The 20,659-nt window shown below is 35.6% G+C and carries 28 protein-coding genes; 4 read left to right on the top strand and 24 right to left on the bottom strand.

The genetic code is table 11. The features are described 5' to 3' along the window. Positions 1-128: 128 nt before the first annotated feature. From dnaB to HPT25_RS28075, 4 genes are read right to left on the bottom strand one after another with little or no spacing between them, the layout of a single operon-like run. Complete coding sequence (dnaB, locus tag HPT25_RS28090; protein WP_173072152.1) at positions 129-1,454, bottom strand: replicative DNA helicase; 1,326 nt, start codon at positions 1,452-1,454, stop codon at positions 129-131. After that, positions 1,451-1,810 (bottom strand): replicative helicase loader/inhibitor, encoded by a 360-nt coding sequence (locus HPT25_RS28085; protein ID WP_173072150.1) that lies wholly within the window; start codon positions 1,808-1,810, stop codon positions 1,451-1,453. Before HPT25_RS28085 ends, dnaB begins: the two co-directional genes overlap by 4 nt. After that, complete coding sequence (locus HPT25_RS28080; protein ID WP_173072148.1) at positions 1,803-2,660, bottom strand: hypothetical protein; 858 nt, start codon at positions 2,658-2,660, stop codon at positions 1,803-1,805. The genes HPT25_RS28085 and HPT25_RS28080 overlap by 8 nt, the downstream gene beginning before the upstream one ends. Before the next feature lie 12 nt (positions 2,661-2,672). Continuing rightward, complete coding sequence (locus HPT25_RS28075) at positions 2,673-2,945, bottom strand: MerR family transcriptional regulator (RefSeq protein WP_173072146.1); 273 nt, start codon at positions 2,943-2,945, stop codon at positions 2,673-2,675. A 168-nt stretch (positions 2,946-3,113) separates the two neighbouring features. On the opposite strand from HPT25_RS28075, the gene HPT25_RS28070 reads away from it, so the two are divergent. Further along, positions 3,114-3,707, top strand: coding sequence for a helix-turn-helix transcriptional regulator (locus HPT25_RS28070; RefSeq protein ID WP_173072144.1), 594 nt, complete (start codon positions 3,114-3,116; stop codon positions 3,705-3,707). A gap of 84 nt (positions 3,708-3,791) precedes the next feature. Next, entirely contained in the window at positions 3,792-4,607 is an 816-nt protein-coding gene (locus HPT25_RS28065; protein WP_173072143.1) for a hypothetical protein, read from the top strand. 437 nt (positions 4,608-5,044) lie between these two features. On the opposite strand, the gene HPT25_RS28060 is transcribed toward HPT25_RS28065, so the two are convergent. The 11 genes from HPT25_RS28060 to HPT25_RS28010 form a co-directional block, all read right to left on the bottom strand. Then, positions 5,045-5,221: a hypothetical protein gene (locus tag HPT25_RS28060; protein WP_246277429.1), complete on the bottom strand. Its 177-nt coding sequence runs from the start codon at positions 5,219-5,221 to the stop codon at positions 5,045-5,047. A gap of 386 nt (positions 5,222-5,607) precedes the next feature. Then, complete coding sequence (locus tag HPT25_RS28055; RefSeq protein WP_173072100.1) at positions 5,608-5,904, bottom strand: hypothetical protein; 297 nt, start codon at positions 5,902-5,904, stop codon at positions 5,608-5,610. A 635-nt stretch (positions 5,905-6,539) separates the two neighbouring features. Continuing rightward, on the bottom strand, positions 6,540-6,782 hold the full coding sequence (locus tag HPT25_RS28050) for a hypothetical protein (RefSeq protein WP_173072139.1): 243 nt from the start codon (positions 6,780-6,782) through the stop codon (positions 6,540-6,542). Between the two features lie 512 nt (positions 6,783-7,294). Further along, positions 7,295-7,975: a YwrJ family protein gene (locus HPT25_RS28045; RefSeq protein ID WP_173072137.1), complete on the bottom strand. Its 681-nt coding sequence runs from the start codon at positions 7,973-7,975 to the stop codon at positions 7,295-7,297. Between the two features lie 53 nt (positions 7,976-8,028). Beyond that, positions 8,029-9,396: an ArsB/NhaD family transporter gene (locus HPT25_RS28040; RefSeq protein WP_173072135.1), complete on the bottom strand. Its 1,368-nt coding sequence runs from the start codon at positions 9,394-9,396 to the stop codon at positions 8,029-8,031. A 762-nt stretch (positions 9,397-10,158) separates the two neighbouring features. Further along, the gene (locus tag HPT25_RS28035) at positions 10,159-10,341 is read right to left on the bottom strand and encodes a hypothetical protein (protein ID WP_173072133.1); all 183 of its coding nucleotides are present in this window, start codon (positions 10,339-10,341) and stop codon (positions 10,159-10,161) included. A gap of 183 nt (positions 10,342-10,524) precedes the next feature. Beyond that, complete coding sequence (locus tag HPT25_RS28030) at positions 10,525-10,809, bottom strand: hypothetical protein (RefSeq protein ID WP_173072131.1); 285 nt, start codon at positions 10,807-10,809, stop codon at positions 10,525-10,527. A 234-nt stretch (positions 10,810-11,043) separates the two neighbouring features. Continuing rightward, complete coding sequence (locus HPT25_RS28025) at positions 11,044-12,333, bottom strand: replication protein (RefSeq protein WP_173072129.1); 1,290 nt, start codon at positions 12,331-12,333, stop codon at positions 11,044-11,046. 506 nt (positions 12,334-12,839) lie between these two features. Beyond that, positions 12,840-13,109, bottom strand: coding sequence for a hypothetical protein (locus HPT25_RS28020; RefSeq protein WP_217270036.1), 270 nt, complete (start codon positions 13,107-13,109; stop codon positions 12,840-12,842). Further along, positions 13,102-13,347 carry a hypothetical protein gene (locus tag HPT25_RS28015; RefSeq protein ID WP_173072125.1) on the bottom strand — a complete coding sequence of 82 codons (246 nt, stop codon included), beginning with the start codon at positions 13,345-13,347 and terminating at the stop codon, positions 13,102-13,104. Before HPT25_RS28015 ends, HPT25_RS28020 begins: the two co-directional genes overlap by 8 nt. Positions 13,348-13,448: 101 nt before the next feature. Beyond that, a complete protein-coding gene (locus tag HPT25_RS28010) occupies positions 13,449-13,793 on the bottom strand; it encodes a hypothetical protein (RefSeq protein WP_173072123.1) in 345 nt (114 codons plus the stop codon). A gap of 344 nt (positions 13,794-14,137) precedes the next feature. Between HPT25_RS28010 and HPT25_RS28005 the strand changes: the two genes are divergently transcribed. Then, on the top strand, positions 14,138-14,395 hold the full coding sequence (locus HPT25_RS28005) for a helix-turn-helix domain-containing protein (RefSeq protein ID WP_173072121.1): 258 nt from the start codon (positions 14,138-14,140) through the stop codon (positions 14,393-14,395). 29 nt (positions 14,396-14,424) lie between these two features. Here the strand turns inward: HPT25_RS28005 and HPT25_RS28000 are convergent, their stop codons facing one another. The 4 genes from HPT25_RS28000 to HPT25_RS29450 all read right to left on the bottom strand — a co-directional run bounded on the left by HPT25_RS28000 (position 14,425) and on the right by HPT25_RS29450 (position 17,266). After that, a complete protein-coding gene (locus HPT25_RS28000) occupies positions 14,425-14,874 on the bottom strand; it encodes a hypothetical protein (protein ID WP_173072119.1) in 450 nt (149 codons plus the stop codon). Then, on the bottom strand, positions 14,874-15,644 hold the full coding sequence (locus tag HPT25_RS27995) for a ParA family protein (RefSeq protein WP_173072117.1): 771 nt from the start codon (positions 15,642-15,644) through the stop codon (positions 14,874-14,876). The genes HPT25_RS28000 and HPT25_RS27995 overlap by 1 nt, the downstream gene beginning before the upstream one ends. 286 nt (positions 15,645-15,930) lie before the next feature. Beyond that, the gene (locus HPT25_RS27990; RefSeq protein WP_173072115.1) at positions 15,931-16,887 is read right to left on the bottom strand and encodes an Abi family protein; all 957 of its coding nucleotides are present in this window, start codon (positions 16,885-16,887) and stop codon (positions 15,931-15,933) included. A gap of 184 nt (positions 16,888-17,071) precedes the next feature. After that, a complete protein-coding gene (locus HPT25_RS29450; protein WP_376768003.1) occupies positions 17,072-17,266 on the bottom strand; it encodes a type II toxin-antitoxin system RelE/ParE family toxin in 195 nt (64 codons plus the stop codon). A gap of 246 nt (positions 17,267-17,512) precedes the next feature. On the opposite strand from HPT25_RS29450, the gene HPT25_RS27980 reads away from it, so the two are divergent. After that, positions 17,513-18,376 (top strand): tyrosine-type recombinase/integrase, encoded by an 864-nt coding sequence (locus HPT25_RS27980; RefSeq protein WP_173072111.1) that lies wholly within the window; start codon positions 17,513-17,515, stop codon positions 18,374-18,376. 581 nt (positions 18,377-18,957) lie between these two features. Here HPT25_RS27980 and HPT25_RS27975 read toward each other — a convergent pair. From HPT25_RS27975 to HPT25_RS27955, 5 genes are all read right to left on the bottom strand, one after another. Then, complete coding sequence (locus HPT25_RS27975) at positions 18,958-19,113, bottom strand: YjcZ family sporulation protein (protein WP_173072109.1); 156 nt, start codon at positions 19,111-19,113, stop codon at positions 18,958-18,960. A 29-nt stretch (positions 19,114-19,142) separates the two neighbouring features. Continuing rightward, positions 19,143-19,244 carry a YjcZ family sporulation protein gene (locus tag HPT25_RS27970; RefSeq protein WP_173072107.1) on the bottom strand — a complete coding sequence of 34 codons (102 nt, stop codon included), beginning with the start codon at positions 19,242-19,244 and terminating at the stop codon, positions 19,143-19,145. 415 nt (positions 19,245-19,659) lie between these two features. Beyond that, entirely contained in the window at positions 19,660-19,950 is a 291-nt protein-coding gene (locus HPT25_RS27965) for a group-specific protein (RefSeq protein WP_312857371.1), read from the bottom strand. A 43-nt stretch (positions 19,951-19,993) separates the two neighbouring features. After that, complete coding sequence (locus HPT25_RS27960; RefSeq protein ID WP_173072105.1) at positions 19,994-20,200, bottom strand: hypothetical protein; 207 nt, start codon at positions 20,198-20,200, stop codon at positions 19,994-19,996. A 12-nt stretch (positions 20,201-20,212) separates the two neighbouring features. Next, positions 20,213-20,452: a helix-turn-helix domain-containing protein gene (locus HPT25_RS27955; RefSeq protein WP_173072103.1), complete on the bottom strand. Its 240-nt coding sequence runs from the start codon at positions 20,450-20,452 to the stop codon at positions 20,213-20,215. Positions 20,453-20,659 lie beyond the last annotated feature (207 nt).

Here is a 20,659-nt window from a genome sequence, read left to right as displayed (position 1 = left end):
TTTTCTGATAAATTCGAACAGATAAAAAGTATTCAAATTATGAACACCTATTTTCTTTACAATTTTCTTCGGCAAGTCTTCTGCGATAATCCAACGTAATCGTTCTAGTTGTCAGGCATTGAGTTTTATTAGTTTTCAAGTCTTCTCTCTATATTGACAAAGCGCCCATATTCTTTAATAAACACTAATTGTACCGTTCCAGTTGCTCCATCCCTTTGTTTGGCGATAATACATTCAACAATATTTTTGTTTTCGCTTTCCTTGTCGTAATAATCATCCCTATAAAGAAAGGCAATGACATCTGCATCCTGCTCAATGCTTCCGCTTTCCCGAATGTCACTCATAACAGGCCTTTTATTCTGACGTTGTTCCACTCCTCGGCTTAACTGACTTAATGAAACAATGGTCAGATTCAAATCCAATGCAATGGTCTTCAAACTCCGGCTTATTTCGCTTATTTCTTGTGTTCTGTTACCTTTGTGTTTCGGGTCACCTTGAATCAGCTGGAGGTAATCGATAAAACATAGGATTTTACGATCTGGATTTTGCTTTCTTAGCTTGGTTAAATCCTTGCGTATGGTGTGGACTGTAACCCCGCTTTTGTCATTGAGTAAAATGTCAGAATCGCCAAGTAGGCCAGCTTCATGAAACAACCTTGACCAATTCTCAGCTGTTAAGGCCGTTGTGCCAATTTTTATATTTCTTGAGTTCACTTGAGCTTCACTTGCTAGTATCCTTTGTCCCAATGATCTATTAACCATTTCCAAAGAATAAAACGGAACTAAAGCACCGTATCGTGCAGCTTTGGTGGTTAAATTTAACGCAAACTGGGTTTTACCCATAGAAGGCCTTGCACCGACTATAATTAATTCCCCCGGCTTCCACCCACTCAGCATTCGATCTAATTCTGAAAACCCTGTAGGAATACCAACAACTTCCCCTCTTTCAATCTCTGCATTATCTAAAACGTCCATCATTACGTCTTTAATATGGGTAAACCCGGTCTCTTTCGAAGTGCCTGCATCAGTCAAAACGTTGATTCCAGATGATACAAGATTGTCTATTTCGTCTTCATCTTCAACTTCATATAACTTGTCTTGCATCCGCTGCAAAGTCTTTTGGATTTTCCGCTTTTTAGCATTCTTTTTGATAATACCTTGGTAAAACTCAACGTTTTTGGTTGTAGGAACTAAACCGGACAAATCACTTAAATATGAAACTCCACCAATATTTTCAATCAACTTATTTTCAGCGAGCCAGGTTGTTAAAGTTACCAAGTCAACAGGATGGTTCGCTGCCATTAAAGCTTGAATAGCTTTTACTATATAGCGATTTTTTTCTTCGAAAAAATCTAAATGGTTCAATTCGATTTTTTCTAGTACCTCATCTGGTTCAAGAAGAATTGCTCCTAAAACGCTTCTTTCAGCCTCTATATTGTAAAAGGATTCAATCATGCTTTTTTCTCCCGTTCTCCCCCAAATTGTTGCTTAAACAATTTCTTCAATTCGTCAGGAGGTACCCTTTGTTCTTTTGGGACTTGATAGCTATCCATAATCTTTTTGGTTTCCTCTATTCCCGGTATGTTGTAATGTTCATTAACAATCAACCCATCCACTAAATCTTTAATTTTCGGTGGAAATTCATTGATTTGAGCATAATTAACAAGGTTGTCCAAAACTTTCTCGTACTCAAAGTCCTTAAGGCCTCTAAACCAAAAATCCAAAACAGTTTCGGGCTTGTTATCTCTAAGGAAATTAGGGAAGGCTACATTTACATAATTCAGCAACTGGGCCACTTCTTTTCTATCCATTACCTGCCTCCTCTGCCAATTCTGTAAAATCAATTTGGGTATGCTGTTTAGATACCCCTACTAGCTTTTTGGCAGCTTCATCAGCTGGAGTATTACGAATAATCCCCAACGTGTAATTTTCCTTTTTAGAATGATAAGCAGGATTTTCTGTATGTGTTTTTAAACCATATTCCACACATATTGGAGGATGTTTATCCCATTCCTTATACATTCCTAAGATCACTGAGTTAGATACTTTAGCACTTACTCTTGTGTGCCTAATCATTTCTAGGTAATCATCAATAATTTTTAATTGATTTTTAGAGTACCTAAGACGGAAATTCTCAATTTCCAAAGGTATATTGTTTTTATTTTCATTCTTGTCATTCTTTACATTCTTATCATTCTTGTTTATATTATCGGGTTGCCGTTGCTTTCTTGTTGCTTTCGCTTCTTCTTCGTCGTTGCCTTCCTCGTTGCTTTCGTAATTCTTAGGAGTCTGATAATGATCGTAGTTATCAATGTTTATCAATAATCCTTGCGTTGCTTTCGTGGTTGTTATCATCGTTGCTTTGGTCTCCCCTTCGTGGGAGCTTTCGTTTCCTTTTCGTAGCCAGTCAATTACTTGAAAAATTTGGTCCTTTGTTGGTTTTACTGTTCGGTACCCAACCTTCCAGCTACACGCCTCCATGATCTCCGGGATAGAAGTAAACAATTGGCCACGCTTTAACTTTTTAAATTCGGCATGCTGTGCTTTCGTTAATAAATAAATCCAAACTTTTATATATAAAGGTGGCTTTTCCCATATCTCGCTTTCAATAATCTTTCGAGAAAGAATAATGTATCCACCTGAAATTTTTGGGCTTTCCATATCACCTCACACCTACACTTGTTTCTTCATCACAATTGACCAGTTGTCAATGTATTCCTGAACAAACCTTCGATTAAACAGCCACTTTTTCCCAATACGTATAGATGGAAAATTGGGATCACTTAGAAAAAGTTTTTCAATTGTTGGCCACGAAAGATTAAGCATTTTACATAATTGCTTACTGTCCATCAACATTGAATGAAGTTCAATATCATCTAATCTTTTTTGAACCTCTTCTAAATAGATAGATTTTAATTCCTCATCATCTAATTTAATTTCAACCATTCACCCTCCTCCTCTCATAGTTGCATTAAATACAACTTTTTTATTATTTTAAATTATTTATGTTGCATTGTAAACAACAATCGCATTTTAAACTATATTTTGTTGCATTAAAAGCAACAAAAAGTATAGAATGAATGATATAGAATAAATTTCAGGAGGAGGATCTCCATGTTTTTTTCTGGAGAAAGGTTAAAAGTTGCTAGAAAATGCACCTTTAAAACTATAGATAATTTAATAAAAACTCTTGAGAGTCAGTACAATCTTAAAATTAACAAAGGAATGGTTTCACGGTGGGAGAATGGAAAGGCTACGCCTAGAGACGAAACCATAAAGATTTTAGCTAAATGTCTAAACGTACCAATCGATTATCTAACTGGAAGAGACAGTATGGCTAATTACTTAATACATCAAAGGCTCTTAAACAATATGACTGTTGAACAGTTAAGCCAAAAATGTGAAATAAGTGTGGAGACAATTCAATACGCTGAATCGGATAGGGTTCCTCTATCGTTAGTGAACCTACGAAAAATAGGAAATGTATATGAGAATGTTGATTTTGTTAATACCATACTGGAAAAGGGTATTTCCGATATGTTTCCGTCAGTTAGTCCACCACAGAATACGGATATGGAATTTGAAGAGTTAGAGTTAGATCTAAACGATTTATTGGATTCCAATTATGATATTGTTTTTAAAAACCGATTACTCACCCGAACTGAGAAAGAAAAAATAAAAAAGGTTATTGAAGTTTTATTAAGCTAAAACAATAACTATTTTAGGTGGACAGTACGCCAAATTGAAGTTACTAAATACAAATACAAAGTAACTACATGGGAGAAGAAAACGATGTATTGTGTCATTCAAAAAGTAACCAATAAAAAGCCTAATCAATATGGTCATTACAAAGAATTAACTGTTTCCAGCACATCTTTCGGAATTGCCGGTCAACCACTAAAAACAAAATATTCATATCGATATAGTGATGAACGATTCGAACGACCAATAAAAGATGCTTATAAAATCTGCATCCATAAAAGTTACCGTGAAAACGGTAAAGTTAAAAAGAAACAATGGGTTATTTGTACAATGGGTTACTATGATATTGTTGCGAATACATCATGGGCAGGGGATTACCTTCTGCAAAAAAAATTAGATGCAAAGCTGGATCAGATTGGGATTACTGAAACAGAACTCTGGGATATGGTATATTTAAAATTGGACCCAATCATAGAACAGGTCAAGAAAGAATTCGAATTGACTGAGGAATATAAAACAAAAGCTAAGCATGATGAGATTATTAATAAATACCTTTCAGATAAACAGGAATTTGAAAAAGAATATGGTTCCGATACTTATGATTATTGCTATGACATATATGGAACTTTGCGAAATAAAGCATATCTAGAAGAAGTAAAATTTCAAAAAACTGTTCGAGAGGAATACCAGAAACGTAGTTACGAAAGAAATTATCAAAGTAACTACAATAGTTATAATTTTGGTGGTTACTCCGTAAGTAATGGCAGTAACTACACTGACGACGAAAAAGGGATGCTTAAAAAGATTTACCGGGAAGCTTCAAAAAAATTTCATCCAGATGTTACAAAAGATGATGGTACCATGATGAAGTTCTTAACCAAATTGAAGGAACAATGGGGAATTTAAAAAAATGAGCATGGATCCGGAAAAGGAAACCATGCTTTTTTACTTTCACCCGGATGATGGGTGAAACCCACTGTCCTTTTTACCCTTACATAAGGATTGTTTTGTCGTGTATTTTGATATTTAACTGATATATAAATATTTTATAAAATATGTTTTCAAAAACACTCTTCTCAGTTTACATAATATCCTCTATTCCAGCCTAAATCATTTAAAATTCTATCCATCGTTCTCTGCTGCAAAAAAAAATTCCCCTGCAGTTGGGGAATCATACTCAGCCCATTTTTGGATTCAGTAGCTATTTATCAATTTGATAAGCAGCTAGATAGATATTATTGATGTAAAAAAGTAATGGGTTTGAGCCACCACAATTGTGTTCAAAAAACACATTCATCCAATTACACTTTTCACACGGCTTCATAAATGAAGGGGGCTAAAATTTAAAAGAGTGTAGCTTTCTGTAGTTTATTTCGTACTGGTGATTGCAATGGGACAGCTGGGGCTAACTGTAATTGAGGAGGAGATGCAGCAGCTATAGAATATCCATATTGCTGTAGTTGTGAGTATCGTTTAATAACACCAGCAGTTCCAATTTGCAAAACTGCTGTATTACCCATTTCACCGATTTTCAAAAAATTGATTTTAATTCTTTGACGAAGATATTTATCCAAATTAATCACCCTTTATGAATATATGCCACATAGTTGGGCGTTTGGGCTTATCCATAAAAAAAGGGAGTATAAATTAATAATTTGTTAAGCTTAATTAGGTATGATACAAGCATGAAAGTGACAGACTTTTTCATATAACCCCCTTTTAATATAGCTAATTGATGCCCCTTGAGAATATTGCTCTCTTGAGGGCTATTTTTTTATCAAAATCATCCCACCGGTGTTTTATTATCCTAATAAAGGACCATTATAAAAGGCGATCCCTACAAACAATAGTAAAGCGCCACATAAGTAACGGAGTACTCCAAAACGCTTCGAATAATAAGGAATATTTATCCCTCCAATTTAAATCCCCGCTCTTCTAGCAAGGGGGCAATATCATTACGAATTGATATTCGTCCATTTCCATCTTGAATAAAACCTTCGGGGCCTATTTTTATCACGTTACTTCGACTCAACCAAATATAAAGATTCCCATCTGGTTGTACCATTGCCATTGGTTCTGCGATTCCATATAAACCATGCTTCAAAGCGTTTTTGTTTCCCCATTTTGGTTTGCGATTGCCCTGATTTCCTACAGCTGCTTGATTACCAGGGAGAAAGCGCCCAGTCTTCGGATCACGTTCCATTTAGTAACACTCCTTACCGTGTTCGTTTCGGAAAAAATCAGCATGTACTACGAATGAATTTTAGGATTTTTTAGGGGCTGTTCCGTTTTGTAAACCTGAAGTTTTCTGTGGTTTTGTTGCTAAGAATACTAGGTTTTACTAGCTAGGTTCAAAAGGCTGCAACCATGCAACGCAAAAGGATGCAACCGTTGCATAATGTGTGCACACTTTTTTGACGTACTTTTTTGTAGTACAACATTCTGAACAATAGAAACGTTACCATTCAAAAGAGCGTCAAATATCAAGTTTTACCTAGTTTTGTAGCATTACTTATATATAAAAAAGTTAGGTTTTGTAGCATTTATACAAAGGAAAAACCTTAGCATTTGTTAGCACTTGTAGCATTTAAAAACCTTACTGAATCTTACTGTATGTAGCACAAAATACTAAGTTTTACTAAGGTTTGTAGCATATAGATAATAACCATCATTCACCATTATTTGTAGCGTCTTGTTTCTTTATAAAGAGAATTTTGTCCAACATTATCCAATGTTTGTAGCATTTCTATATAAGGATTTTATGCCATCAATTGCCATCATTTGTAGCAATAGAAACTGCTCCTTTTTTGGGAGTCAGAAATGTTGTCTTTGTAGCAATTAACCTCTATTCATTACTTGCTGTCGCAAAGCTTTTACATGCTCCTCAAAGCTTACCCCATTCTTTTCCTTTACCCATGCCCTATAACGTCTATTGTGCCAATCATGAGCCGCTGCATATCGTCTTACAGACTGGTAAGGGATATTAAACTTCAATCCAATCTCCATTAAAGAAAGCCGGCTTTCAAATCCAGCATTCATAAAATATGCTTCAACCTTTTTCCAATCATATTTTTTATTCATTTATACACCTCTACAAAGTTCGTGTTGTTAAACTTACATAAATATTAATATTAACATTAATAATAATGATTACATTTTTATTAAAGATAACATTGTTTATCAACTTAGCTATAGAAGACGACCTATACCTTTAGGTGTACACAAACCATATTTAAACCATTCCTCAGATGCTTGCAGCTTGGTGCATAAGGTGGATAATTTTGTGATTTATACAGATACTATGGACGACCAAGATTATTCTTGGTCGATGTTAAAACCCCTCCTTCATGCTCGCAAAGATGGAGTTTCTACCTTATTGTCAAACATAAAAAGCCAAATTGTACATGCGTAAAATTTAGCTGGACTTGAACGAAATGGATAAAAAAACATATGCTAAATATAGGTAGTACACTAAAAAAGACCGTGCCTGCTCTGTCACGGTCATATCATTCTGGAATCATATAAATAATCCATCCACGTGGCTATGCTGGGTGGATTATTTATTTTGTTTAATCATGTGAATTCTCCTTCCGTTAAGGCAATTGGATCGATTTAACATGCTCTAAATTCCTATAAACTATTTCTCCCTCGGCTGTAACCAAAATCACTTTGTTATTACAAACCTTTTGGAGTAAACCTATTTTTTCAGGATTGTCTCTACCGTCTAGAATCACTAATTGATTTTCTAATCTTTTCAGTTGCTCTTCAAAGCTTCTAGCTAACGAAGTGGGAGGAGGTGTTAATTGTAATTTCTCATTCTCTAAAGCATACGGTGTTGTATCTGGTGGATACGGAATCATCCATTTGACATGGTTCATCGAGATAAACATGGTTTTGTGGACTGGAGAGTAAAAAACGAAGTAATCATTCATAATGCTAGATACATAACCATGAAAGGATTGATTGTCTGACATGTAAACCTTCACGAACAAACCTTTAGCATTCATTAATATTTTTCGATAAGATATTGCCTCTGCTTCGATTGGCTTTTCTGAGGGAGTGTCGTAAGTCATATCTTCATCCCATTTCGGTAACTCTCTCAATCTTTGAATATGAACAAATGGAATGTAAAGGAATGAATTGGTTTTTCCAACGTAAATCACCACAATGTCCAATCCGGAATCAATTAAAGTACCTTTATGGAAAATACCCCCTGAAATCTCAACCTCCACATTTTTTTCAATTAAATTTACAAAATCGATCAACATCTCCATTCTCCTTTTTAAACTCTTATCTTACTATGCCTCCATAGTGGCAAGAAAACTCCTTAGCCATAAATCAGGCGAATCCATCCGTAACATAAGACTATCGTTGCTATTACAGTTGGTGGAACGACTAGGCTTGTTACACGGAAATACTGCCTCCAACTAATGTGCACCTTATACTGTTTCAATACGAACATCCATATTAGAGTCGCTAGGAGCCCAATAGGCGTAAGCAGTGAACCAATGTCACTTCCGATGATATTACCAAGGTACGCTACATGAAGGTCCATCGGACTCAAATGCATAGAGGTCAGATTTAACGTACCGATCATCAAAGCAGGGTGATTATTAAATATGTCGGACATGATGCTAACGGCAGTTGCAGTGGCTGCGATAGAGCTAAACCATCCTCCAGCAATGAACGGTTGAAGTACATGCACAAGCCATGAGTTTAATCCAACATTTGCAATCCCGGCTCCGACAACATACATACCAAAGGCAAAAAAAAGTACATGCCACGGAGTTTTTCGTAAGATATCCATTGGTGATGTGCCCATCTTAATCCATCGCCAGATGAGGAGTATGGCAGCTCCAACGACTGCAGTAACTGATGGAGACACTCCAAAGTCAGCTCCAACAAACAGCGCTACACGAATGGCTAAAACATATAGCAAGATATTCGTCATAAACCTTTTTTGCTTTTTCGAAGGAGTTTCTAATTGTAAATCTGTAGTAGCCATTTCATTATTGGGTCCCAAAGGATGACAACGTGGCTTCGGTTTATTTGACATACGGTTTTGTTTCAGGTCAGTAACTAGTTTCTTTCGAAATAGCACATAATTCAATACTGCCAAGACGCAAACACCTATCAAGGAAGGTACGAAAATCATTGCTGAGTAGGTTGCAAGGCTCATTCCGATGATTTTTATAGAGATTAAATTGACAATATTACTGACACCAAGGGGCGCACTCGCTGCAGTATCAACGAGCGCAGCGCTTAACAAATACGGGATTTGCTGATGGGGTTTAAGTCCCAGCTTTCTAAGAAGAATGATCAGTATTGGTGTTGCAATGATGATCGCACCATCATTATTAAACACTAAGGTCATAAGCAAACTCATTAAATTGATGTACCAAAATAAGCGAACACCTGAATTCTTTGCAAGTCTAACTAAAAAATCAGCTACGAATTGAAATACACCGAAGCTTTCGAGAACAAGTGCCATCGCAATGGTTGCCATGATCGTCACCGACGCACCACCAACATCCGACCCGATCACTTTCAAATCTGCCAACGAAACCGATCCAGCGATAACCATTAACGCTGCTCCGACGAGAGAAGGAATGGATACATCCAGTCCCTTGGGTCTCCACATAATCAATACGATCGTCATTACAAACGAAAAGATCGTTAGTGCTGTGGTAAACATTTTATTTTTATCTCCTTTCTATATAGTTTTGATTCATGTTGTTTTTATTAGGTAACCGTCTTTATAGTCAGTCCGTCTATACCTTCCTTTCCGTATCAGTTTTTCTATAAAAAGACCTCCTGCTCATTAGTTGTTCCGCTGCTGTCCCTCCATTCCATTTATCCTTTTGTACTTTTGTAACGCTGTACTGCATTTATATGTATCACGAATAAGACAGGCTTTAGGTTCGTACCCGTTTCTTATAAAATCCGCACGAATCTATCAACCATTACCTCTATGAAGGAATTATCAAAAATAAAGTATCCTGATATTCCCCCCCAAGAGTTGACTTACTCTGAAAATAAAAAATCCAGATATTTTGATTCGAGTTACAGGAGCCCTCGAACTGGACCTTTTAGCGTCGTATATGTCATTCTCCGGGCATACACTATTGCTAAAGCAAAAGCATCACGATAACAGTTTTCTATTAGCATCTCTACGAAAAAAAGTAATTTTTTGTAAATTTAGTGCTGATGCGTAGGCAAAGGATACTTCTGCTTCATTTGAAATGACTTGTGCAAACACGCTCTATACTTAAAGCCTAAAAGGCTACCTTAATAGCAGCCTTTTAGGCTTTTTCGAACAATACTAACAATTAATGGACTTGCTCATTTAACCAAATAAAAAACTCTTCGCGATTCACTCTTTTTATACGACCTAATCGGATCAATGGAAAACCTTTATAATCCAGAAACTTATCTTCATGGTAGTACAATTGGATAATCATCCCTTGTTTTCTGAATCTGTACCTTCCCCTTGGTTAAAGTATTCTCTCCAGAATTCCTCTTCAGTTTTTCCTGCCTCTAAAGCTTCTCGAAATTCTCTTTTAATCATACGATCAATGTACTGATAACATTTTCGAATACATTCGTCTGTATGAGGCCCCTCGATTATAATTACTTTCAAAGGATTTACCTCCCTTAGTGGTCACAGAGTAACCCTTCTCCCCTTACTATCTATCGTTAAAGTATCACATTAATATTAATATTGATATCGATAAATACGATAACATTAACAATAATAATTGAATTCTTTTTAAAAATAAGAGACTAGCCCTATTTTTGACTAGCCTCCTAACATTAGTGAAAATCATTCTTCTTTCATATCCATTTGAATTAAATGCTTACAGTTAGGACATTTACAAGAAAGCTTGTATACCGTCTTTTTAGGATTGTATTCCTCTACAAACGTATTAATAATGCCAGGCATCGAAAATAACACAGCAGCTAAAGAAATAAATGTCACGATGTAAGTATTTTGAGAAAGTTCCTTACTGGCTAACGTAAAAAATACTAAAATCATATATAAAATTATCGATAATGCTAAAAAGACCCTAAAAAAGTAATTATAAATCCCTTTGATCCTTGACCACATAAAAAGTCCTCCCAATGTTGGATAAAAAAGGGGGAGATGAACCCATAGCTCGAAAATAGCCTGCCGCCCTATCGGTTGCCTGAGCGCTACCCGCTATGGGCTATGTCCTCCTAAAACAATAACCCCCAGTAAAAATTTACGGGGGAAAATGCTAAAGAAAGTTATGCACATATCCACAGCAGCAAGCAGGGACTACGTCCCCTCTAATATAAGTGTACACACAATGTTACACTTTTAAAGCTGGTCCAATAATCGATATAAATGCACCCTTGATACCCCTAATAACTTGGCCAATTCTGTTTTCTTCGCCTTTGGATTATCCTTCAATATCTGCTGTAACTCCATTAATTTTTGTTCTGTTTTCCCTTTATGTTGCTTAATATAGTCTTCACGCTTCTGTACACCCTCACTACGGCGTTTTTCACGGTTGGCTATAGTCTTACGTCTTCTTTTCTCTGAACCGTCAATAATCGTCTTTAAATGCGTCTGTTCTTCTTCGGTAATATCCAGCCAGTTTATAAGCTTGGTGTTGCTGATATTGTACCCGGCACCGGGATATCCTTTTTGAATGGCTATTTCATTTGCTTGTTTATCGGATCTGGCAGACCATGCTTTTTCAGCTGATTTCGTGGCTTTCTCTACTTCTCTTTTTCTCAACGGATTCTTAAATTGAGAGTTAAGTTCAAGTGTACTGATTAATGCCTCAGCTGGATCATCGAGCAAGCAACACAGCCAGTAACGATATAAAAAGCAAATTAATTCGCGATAGCCGTTTACATCATATTCACGAAGCTCCACCAATTTAGTTAAATCTAGGATTCTAGCATGATGCAAAGAACGAACCGCATGTACACGAACTACTTTAGCTTTACGTCCTTTTGTTTTCTGTTTTTTCTCCTCAAGCTCCGGCAAATAATCACGTTGTAGCTGCCTTAATTCATATCGGTAATCGTGACGATATTGAGCGTGAACTTCAGCACCATTTTTCGAATTGATCGTGCCTGCCAATCGGAAAATACGAGCTGCATCTGCTGCCTTAGAATCTCCGCCCAAGTCTTTTAATTGGTTTAGAAAATAATCCTGAATTGCCTGCCATAAAGGCAAAGCTTTGTAAGGTACAGGATCCAACAGCCAAATAAGAACGATTCCCTGACCGCTAAAAACAATTATATTGGGATCCGGGACTGCTTGTCCGAAAAACTCGTATTCTAGTTTTCCTAAAACCCAAGATGGATCATAATTGAATAGATAAAAATCAAGATCCACGTATAAGGCCTTTAATTGCCTCAGATTTTCAATTTGTCGTTGAGGTTTGTAAAATGTATTCTGGCTAAAATAAACGTCTTCTCCGAGCCAATTTGTAAGGCTCTCAGCCAATTCCTCCGGTTTGTAATGTCTCTGCTGGAATTTGCCGTTCTCAGTTTTCTTTGCAACAGTAATCCAACCATCCGAATCATTGTGATGAAACCAAGCATGATACCGCGCTTCTTCAAGGTTCAAAGCACTGCTTGTAAAATTTTTCATACAAAAACATCCTTTCCCCACTGGAAAAAGAACGTACACCTATGCTATATTAATATTAAATATATTAATAAAAGGGCATAAATTGTCCCTTTCAAAAGGGTGTACGAATCCCTGTCCTAAGAAACTCCCGCCGGTCGCCAAACTAGAGGGAGTTTTTTATTTGTCTTTTATTCTATCAAATTTCGGAATAAAGTGACATATCCTTTTTTAAATCATTAATCATATTCCTTAGCATGTTTTCATTGTATTTCTGATAATTCCCTTCTTTATTTTGTAACAATATATAATTAAAACTCTTTATGATAAATACTTAGGGTTTGTCTCTCATCTGAACTACTCTGGAACTGCGCTTAATAATAAATAATTTGATAAAGCTAAAAAGGGCTTGAATTATAATCTCGCCCTTCTTTGCATTGGTTTTGTTTAGTCTTGTTAAAAGCTCCTTTTGATGAAGAGCTGCTCCTATGTTATAATCCTATTGTATTAAGTTCTAGACAAACCCAACCCTATGAGAAAGTCACGGTGCCGCAATCACTGTGGCTTTCTTTATGTTCATCGTATATCCAAGCTAGTACCTCTTGATAGGTTTGTGGCATTTTTTTATTAATTTGAATGAACATTTTTGTGTTTTGAATTCGAGCCTTTTTATTCCATTCTTCAGTAGAAGGTTCTTTAAGCTTAAATGATGGTATTTCAGCTTGGATCTCCTCATTGTATGTGATCACCATAAATTCAACATTTTTAACTTGGTCAAACATGTCTATTGCATTACTCATCATCATCTTCGCTCCTTCTTGGGTTTAAAATTTTATATTTAAAAACACTTAACGTTGCAATGAAAAGATCAATTTCATGTGGATCCAGAAAAAGATAGCTCCCTGCATCTACGTGTTCTTCCTCTTCTCGAATGTGGATGATGACATTAGTTTTACTATTTGAGATTTCTGCAATCGTACTGGAGTCGCCAACTGCTTTCCCAAAAGCAAAACGCGCGACTAATTCAGATTTTTTCATTTTCTACGTTCCCTTCCGCCAGAAGAATTATTTGGCCTATATCAATTACTATCCTTTCATCAGAGTTTTCAATATCGTTAGCCAACGTAATCCCTCCTCATTTAAAAAGATGCTACTTTTGCTGAATCAGATTCTTTACGCACCCCGTTTTCAACCATTTTCCGTAAAAAGCTCATCCCTTCGTAAAAGCCCTGCATAAACAAGCTATCTCCATATGCTGAAGACCAATCACTGGCTAATCCATCAAACTCCAGCAACATTTTTTTATGTTCATCGGTAAGTTGTTCCTTAAACTCCTGATAAAACTCAGATAATTTAGCCCTATATTCTTTGCAATGAGGCAATTCTTGAATTTGACCTGATGTTTCGAGTTCCTCCAATCTTTTATTAGCCACAGTTTCAATTGCGAAAGATAAATCCATTCCAAACCAGTTAAAAGTATTCATATCGCTTACCGCCTCCAAAAATTTGAATTTCTAATACTTTCACATTGTTATTTTGGTTTATCTAAGCTGATACAAAATCGATATTTTGTTGTGAATTCCCAAAAACATTAACAAAAATAAGGCTTTTCAATCTCCTATCTGCACCTGGTATCTTGTCCTATATTATTTAGGTAGTTCGAACCTTATCATCCTCCTTGCTTTTCATTTAACCTTATAGAGTTACAAATTATTAGTTTATGGGTAAATATTAACTTTTATTCATTATTTTGTCAATGAAATATTGTAAAATTTTCTGAAAAAAGGTAAAATGTGTATAAGATAAGGTTAATAAGAGAGGGATTTTGATGCCTTTACAAAATAATTTACGAATCATTATGGCAAAACAAAAAATTGATAGTGTTAGTGAACTTATGACAATCACTGGTTTAAGCCGCAATGCATTAAACAAATTATGGAGAGATGAAGATTTAGAATCTGCTAAATTAGGAACTTTAATGATTATTTGTGATCAACTTCAAATTAAATTGTCAGATCTAATTGAATATCTTCCGGGTGAAAAACAAATCATTCCTGAAAAGCAAAAGAAAAAGCCAATTAACTAAGAATCAACTTAGAAAATTGGCTTTTTTATTTAAAGCAATCCTTTTTCCATAAAGACACTTCTCAATGCCTCATTCACTATCTTTGATTTAGCTCCACGACCACCCTTTTTGGCTAAGCGATCCAGAATCACAGACAAGTCTTTCTGAAGATAAATTCCAGTAAGAACTGATGAATTTTCGTTTTTCTTTGTATTGCCCTCGATAAGCTTGTCCAAATAATCCATCTTAACTTCCTGTTTGTTATCATTTTCATTAATATTAAGATCATTGATATCATCAACATTAGCAGCAATATTAATATTTTTTTCTTTATTAGCGTTAATGCTGTCCATTTGAACAGTATTAGTCTCAACATTATCAGAATCATTTATATTAGAATCATCATTAACGTTAACATTAGTATTTGTACTAGCGTTTTTACTAATATTAGCGTTAGCAACTTCGTTAAAATCTGCTAAATTCCTGTTTTTTCGTGCCATTATTCTTCGATCTCCTTTAATAAATCAAAATAAGCTTGAACTAACGGATTTTTTGAATCTGTTAATGTTGCAGGCTTTCGTTCGTATGCTACGCTTGCAGCAAATCGAACTGAACGGGGTATTACTGTTTCGAACATACGAATATCATTTTCTAAACAATATCGTCTGCACTGCTGAAGTACTTCTGAATGGAGCGTAGTTCGCTGGTCAACAAGGGTTGCGACTACACCAAGAATATTCAATTTTGGATTATGCTTTTCTTTAAAATTTTGGATAGCATTTAGAATTTTAATTAAGGATCTCATGCTATATCCTTCCGGCTGAAAGGGAACCAATACACTATCAGCATAAGAAAGAACATTCCCTTGAACTAATCCCAAATTTGGTGGGCTGTCAATTAATATGTAGTCGTATCTTGATTCCAGTGTTTGCATTGATTTTTCAAGCATCCTAAAAGGATCTGGATAGTTTTCACGATCTGATAAGACATCAAATTCCAAAAAGCTCATATCATCATTCGCCGGCAGCACATCAATATTAGAGTGAACATTAATTAATGCTTTAGCAGGATCTATTCCATCAACCAGAACGTCATATAGAGTCAGTTCCACATTGTCTGGATTCACTCCGAATGACACTAAAACATTTCCTTGGTTATCAGTGTCAATAATCAAAACTTTGTGTTTTTCGCATAAGGCACCAGCCAAGTTCGTTGTAATGCTGGTTTTTAGCACTCCACCTTTATTGGTTGAAACAGCGATGATTGGCATATCATAACCCTCCTCGCAAATATAAATAACATTAATGTTAATATTAGTATTGTATTTGTTGTTATTGCAATTATTAATATTTAACAATTAAATGTGAATTCCTGCTTTCTAAATTAAATAAGATACTTAACTACAAAAAGAGAGCACGAAAAATCGTGCCCCCTTCTGAAAAAAACCTGGGCTAAGGTGATAACTATGTTAACACCAAGGTCGTGTCCGATCCTACTGACCGGCTGAGTTCCTGAATTCTTTGCTCTATAGGGGATATCTATCCAAGAGGCTTTTATCAAAAAAAGTTTTGCCAGTTAGAAGGGAATCCCATCCTATTTAATATCTGACTAAAATTAACGGACGAAAAATCGTTTTGGGATTTGTTAAAAAGTTGCGAAAGACTGCTAATTAATGATTTATGCTCTTTTTTGGTAATTACTAATTTTAAAAAGGAGACCATAGTAAACAAATTACCTGTAAGGAGATTGTTTGGTATACTCAGCAAATTAGAATTATGCCTACTCCTTGCCGGCCTATGTAAGCTGAAATTATACAATCTTTCTTCATGTGCACAAACGTTTCTAAACAGGTTTGCTGTCTTCAAAACATCAATTAATGAGTCTTTCGGAAATTGAAGATTAACATTGTAAGTTTTTTTGTACATTTTAGAAAAATCCTGTGCTATTAAATCCTTAAGGGGATCGTCAAGGCACATATAAAAATTTTGGATATTACCCAAAGTTAAATAATTAGATAAAACCCAAAGAGGAACTTCTTGATGCACATCTAAATAATGTTTAATAGGACCGTTTCTGTCCGATTGGTTTGTTATCACGTTTGATAATGTAGTGATTAATTTTAACACTTGTTTTAGCTGATTGGTGTTACTGGTAAAATTCTTCAAATTCAGGTAGTCATTGGCTTTTTTGAATTTTTGTGAAAACCTATACGAAATTTTCGATTTAACACTTTTTTCAAAAATCAAGAGATATTTAAGCAGGATATTTCTTAGCTCTCTGTCCAAAACATACAGCTTATGTATTTCTTCAAAAGTAGTGCCTGGTTTGTATTGTTCTGGTGAAGCAGGTGCTCCATTTTGATTTAAAACTAAAAATAAATCTTTATAGCCATTAATCACATTGTAATAGCCTTCATTTTCTAAAATTCTCATAGCATAAGAGCCGTTTCTTATTGTTAACCCTCTACCCCTGAGTATCCTAATTTGTTGAATATGTGTCTGAAAAGGCTTCAAAACAGTTTCACCCCAAAAATAAAAGCCCAGTCCTCGGAAGGAACATGGGCCTGATCGCTAAGATCATTATAGTATATGTAATAAAGACAGTCAAATGCCACTAATTTCAAATCGGACCATTGCCGCAGAAAATACGTTTAAATAGAAAAAAGATCCATTTAGAATCCTTTGTGTTTAAAGCATATCAATCATATAAATGACACTTTACCATATCGTAAAAGTTCTCTCTTGTACCTACATAAACAAAAGTCACATGGTCATCCAATTGATGGTAAGCATAACAAATTCTTAATGATACCTGTTGAAATTTAAAATCGTGACATTTAAAGTCCTTTAAATCGCCCTTCAATTGATAGCCGATAGATGGCTCTCCGGCAATTGCATCTTACTGCTTTAGGATTTCATCGTATAATTTAGGGCTTGAGTATTTCATGATTATGTAAACTAGATAACTACTTATAGCCACCATCATAATTAAAAACATTGAACAAGTAGCTTTATCTTAAAATTCACAACAAAATTATAGTTATGTAGTTGCAATTTGGATAATAATGATTTATTATCGAATTAACCTTATAAAGTTACTTTTTTATTAAATAGAGTTAAATTGGAGTTGAGAAAAACTATGAAGAACATTGAGTATGTAGAGGCATATCGAGATCACCTCCTAGAAGAAGAAAAAAGTAAAGGCACCATTGAAGGATATGTTTCTGATGTGAAGGATTTTATGGCATTTATCAAGAAAGACATCAAAAAGATAAAGAAAACTGATATGAACGAATTCAAGGAGTACTTACGACAGCGTAAATTAAAGGCCTTAACCATAAATCGAAAACTAGTAGGGGTAAAGCAGTTTATTGATTTTGCTAATGATCGTTTTGAACTTGCAATTTCGGCCAGAGTGAAGCAAGAAAAGATTCAGAAGCAATATTCCTTAAAGGACGAAGAACTGCTTACAGAGGACGATTATAAACGCCTGATTGCATCTACTGAAAAGTCCCGTGATATTCGTGCGAAGGCATTATTTGAATCCATGTACTATTCGGGGATGCGTATAAGTGAAGCACTTCAGCTGCGAGTGGATCACGTACAAAAGGGATTGAAAGTCATCGAGGACATCAAAGGAAAGGGCTCAAAATACCGTGATATTTATATGAGCGATAAGCTTATCAAATCCCTTAGAGAGTATATAGAAGTAAGACAGCAGCCGTTCTCCAGCACAACAAAGGCTTTATTCGTTGGGGAGAGGGGGCCATTAACCAGGCAGACAGCTCACAGCCTTATTAAAAAATACGCAAAAGCTGCAGGCATTGAATTATCCAAAGCTCATGTTCATAATTTAAGGCATCTATTCGGATTACGTCTTGCCGCACAGGGCTTGCCGATCCAAGACATAGCTAAATATTTAGGCCACACCTCGATTGAAGTAACAAAGATTTACTTGGAAAAACCGCAATCACATTACGTAAATCTAATTGACCAATTATAAATTCCGAATTTGATTTTTACGAATCTTTTATAGGGTGATGGATATGAGAGAGAAAGAGATGTGTGCATACTGTGGCAAAGGTTTCCCCATTAAGGAAATGAGGCAGCTACCAAGAGGAGAGTATAGAAACTGGTATTGTAGCCGGTATTATCCAGAAGTGATAGAAGCATACTGGAAATTGCCGTGGAATCGGAAAAGTTATTGAATTTGTTCAACATGGACGTTGTTTTATGGATAAATTATACTCGACTAATAAAAGGAGAATGTCAAAAAAGGGGGATATGATTTCATCCTCCTTTTTATAATTAGAACGGAGGTATTTAAAATAAGTATGATCCATATCTTCCCTCCTTCTAATAATACAAACTTCGCTAATGTCAAAAAGACGTAAAGTACTTCTTCCCAAATTTATTTTTTCAAAAAATAAGGGCTTACTCCGTCGATTTTTTACTTAAGTTGCTGCATAAGCTAAGGGTAGCCACCAAATATATCCACATCATGTGTAGCTACCTCCTTAGAGTTCAACGAAAAAGCCCTCAAAAGAGGGCTTTTATATTCCGAAACAGAATACGCTTTTATTTTTAATAAAAGCAAACGGATCCAATGATGATTAATAAGATAAACAACACAACGATTAAAGCAAATCCGCCGCCGTATCCGAATCCGCCGCCTCCGTAACCAAAGCCACCACAACCACATCCGCCGCCAAATCCACCGAAACCACCGTATCCAAACATATTAACTCCACCTTTCCATGTTTAATTTTTTAATATAATCCGCCGCCCATAAAGGACGCACCTATAATAATAAGCAAAATAAACAATACAACGAGCAAAGCAAAGCCGCCTCCAGCTCCTACACCATCCATTCAATAGACCTCCTTAACATATAATCCATACAAAATATGTTTAATTTAAAAAAGATGGAAGGGCGTTTCCACGTTTATCACATATAATGCTTAATACCTCACAGCAAAAAAGGTCATCCCGCATTTTTATAGGGGTGACCTTTTTTATCGTACAGTTGGATTTGCATAATCTCATTTACGTGTTGCATCTCAGAACCTCTTTTTTTCTAGTTCCAAGAGTATAGGTAATGTTTTTTTCTTGATAAGAATGAGTAATTTCTTTTTAGCTTCACTTGATGGTTGATCCACAAATACCCCTCCTAGTGCACGGTGTACTAATAACACATTCAAATTCTTATTCGAATTTGTGGATTTAGCTACTTTCATAATCAGTCTTATGTAGCGAATTTCTTAAAACATCTGATATGGGGTTATATTATACTTTTCTTTTCGGTTGTTCACGAATCCATTGGAGTAAAAAAGCCTCACCTTCCTTTGCAGGGATGTACCATTTGCTGCCGATTTTGTACTTAGGAAAGAATGGATCATAAAAAAACTTCTCTTTAATATTGTTTTCGCTCATACAGGTTTTTTTACAGAGAATCTTCATATCCCAAAAAACATGACTGTTTTCTAGACGTTTGATACTTTCTTCTATCTTTTCAAGAAATAGTTGTTTTACTTCATTTTCATTAACTTGAACACTAATCATTCTCTTTTTCTCCATTTTCGCTCACCTAAAACGTAATCCCATTTACATACTCCAGTCGTCAATAGAAGCTTTGCAAATCAACCAATTTATTTTCATAGCTTTCTAGTTCTTTTTGGAGCTTTAAGATATATTCTGTTATCGCCAATCTAACAATAACTGGATAGTATCGATTGCTGAGCTCCTTCTCGCATTCCTCAATATCCATCTTTTTAACATCGATAATTTTTTTTAATACGTCTAGCCTTTTGTTCAAACCCTCCTGCATATTGCTCTCCCCTTACATATCCCAAAAATCATCACTTTTTACATTGGGATCTATTTCCCTTAAAGCTTTAAGAATTTTTTTCATTGTCGATTGAGTGGGAGACCTATCTGAATCATTTACTAAATCCCCGATAGTGTTTTTGTTTAATCCTGTTTTCTCTTTAAGCCAGGATTGAGCAATTCCTCTTTGATCCAGCCACTTCCCTAACTTTGTCCGTTTCTTCCCTAAGCCAAAGCCAAACATTGTTCTCATCACTCCTTAACCCAAGTAATGTCCAAAAATCCTAAAAAATAAACCCGATGTTCCTGAAAAATAAGGAAACTTGGACAATCAGTGGTGAATAGTATCTTATCAAGCCCAAAAGAATGGGCCGCACCGAAGAACAGCGAGAGGGGGCTACGGGAAATGGAACAACTGGGTTACAACGGTTTAGTGAAAGCTTTATTCGATGGTTATAAA

The sequence above is a fragment of the Neobacillus endophyticus genome (assembly GCF_013248975.1).
Lineage (GTDB): Bacteria > Bacillota > Bacilli > Bacillales > Cytobacillaceae > Neobacillus > Neobacillus endophyticus.
This window is presented reverse-complemented; position numbering and strand designations above follow the sequence as displayed.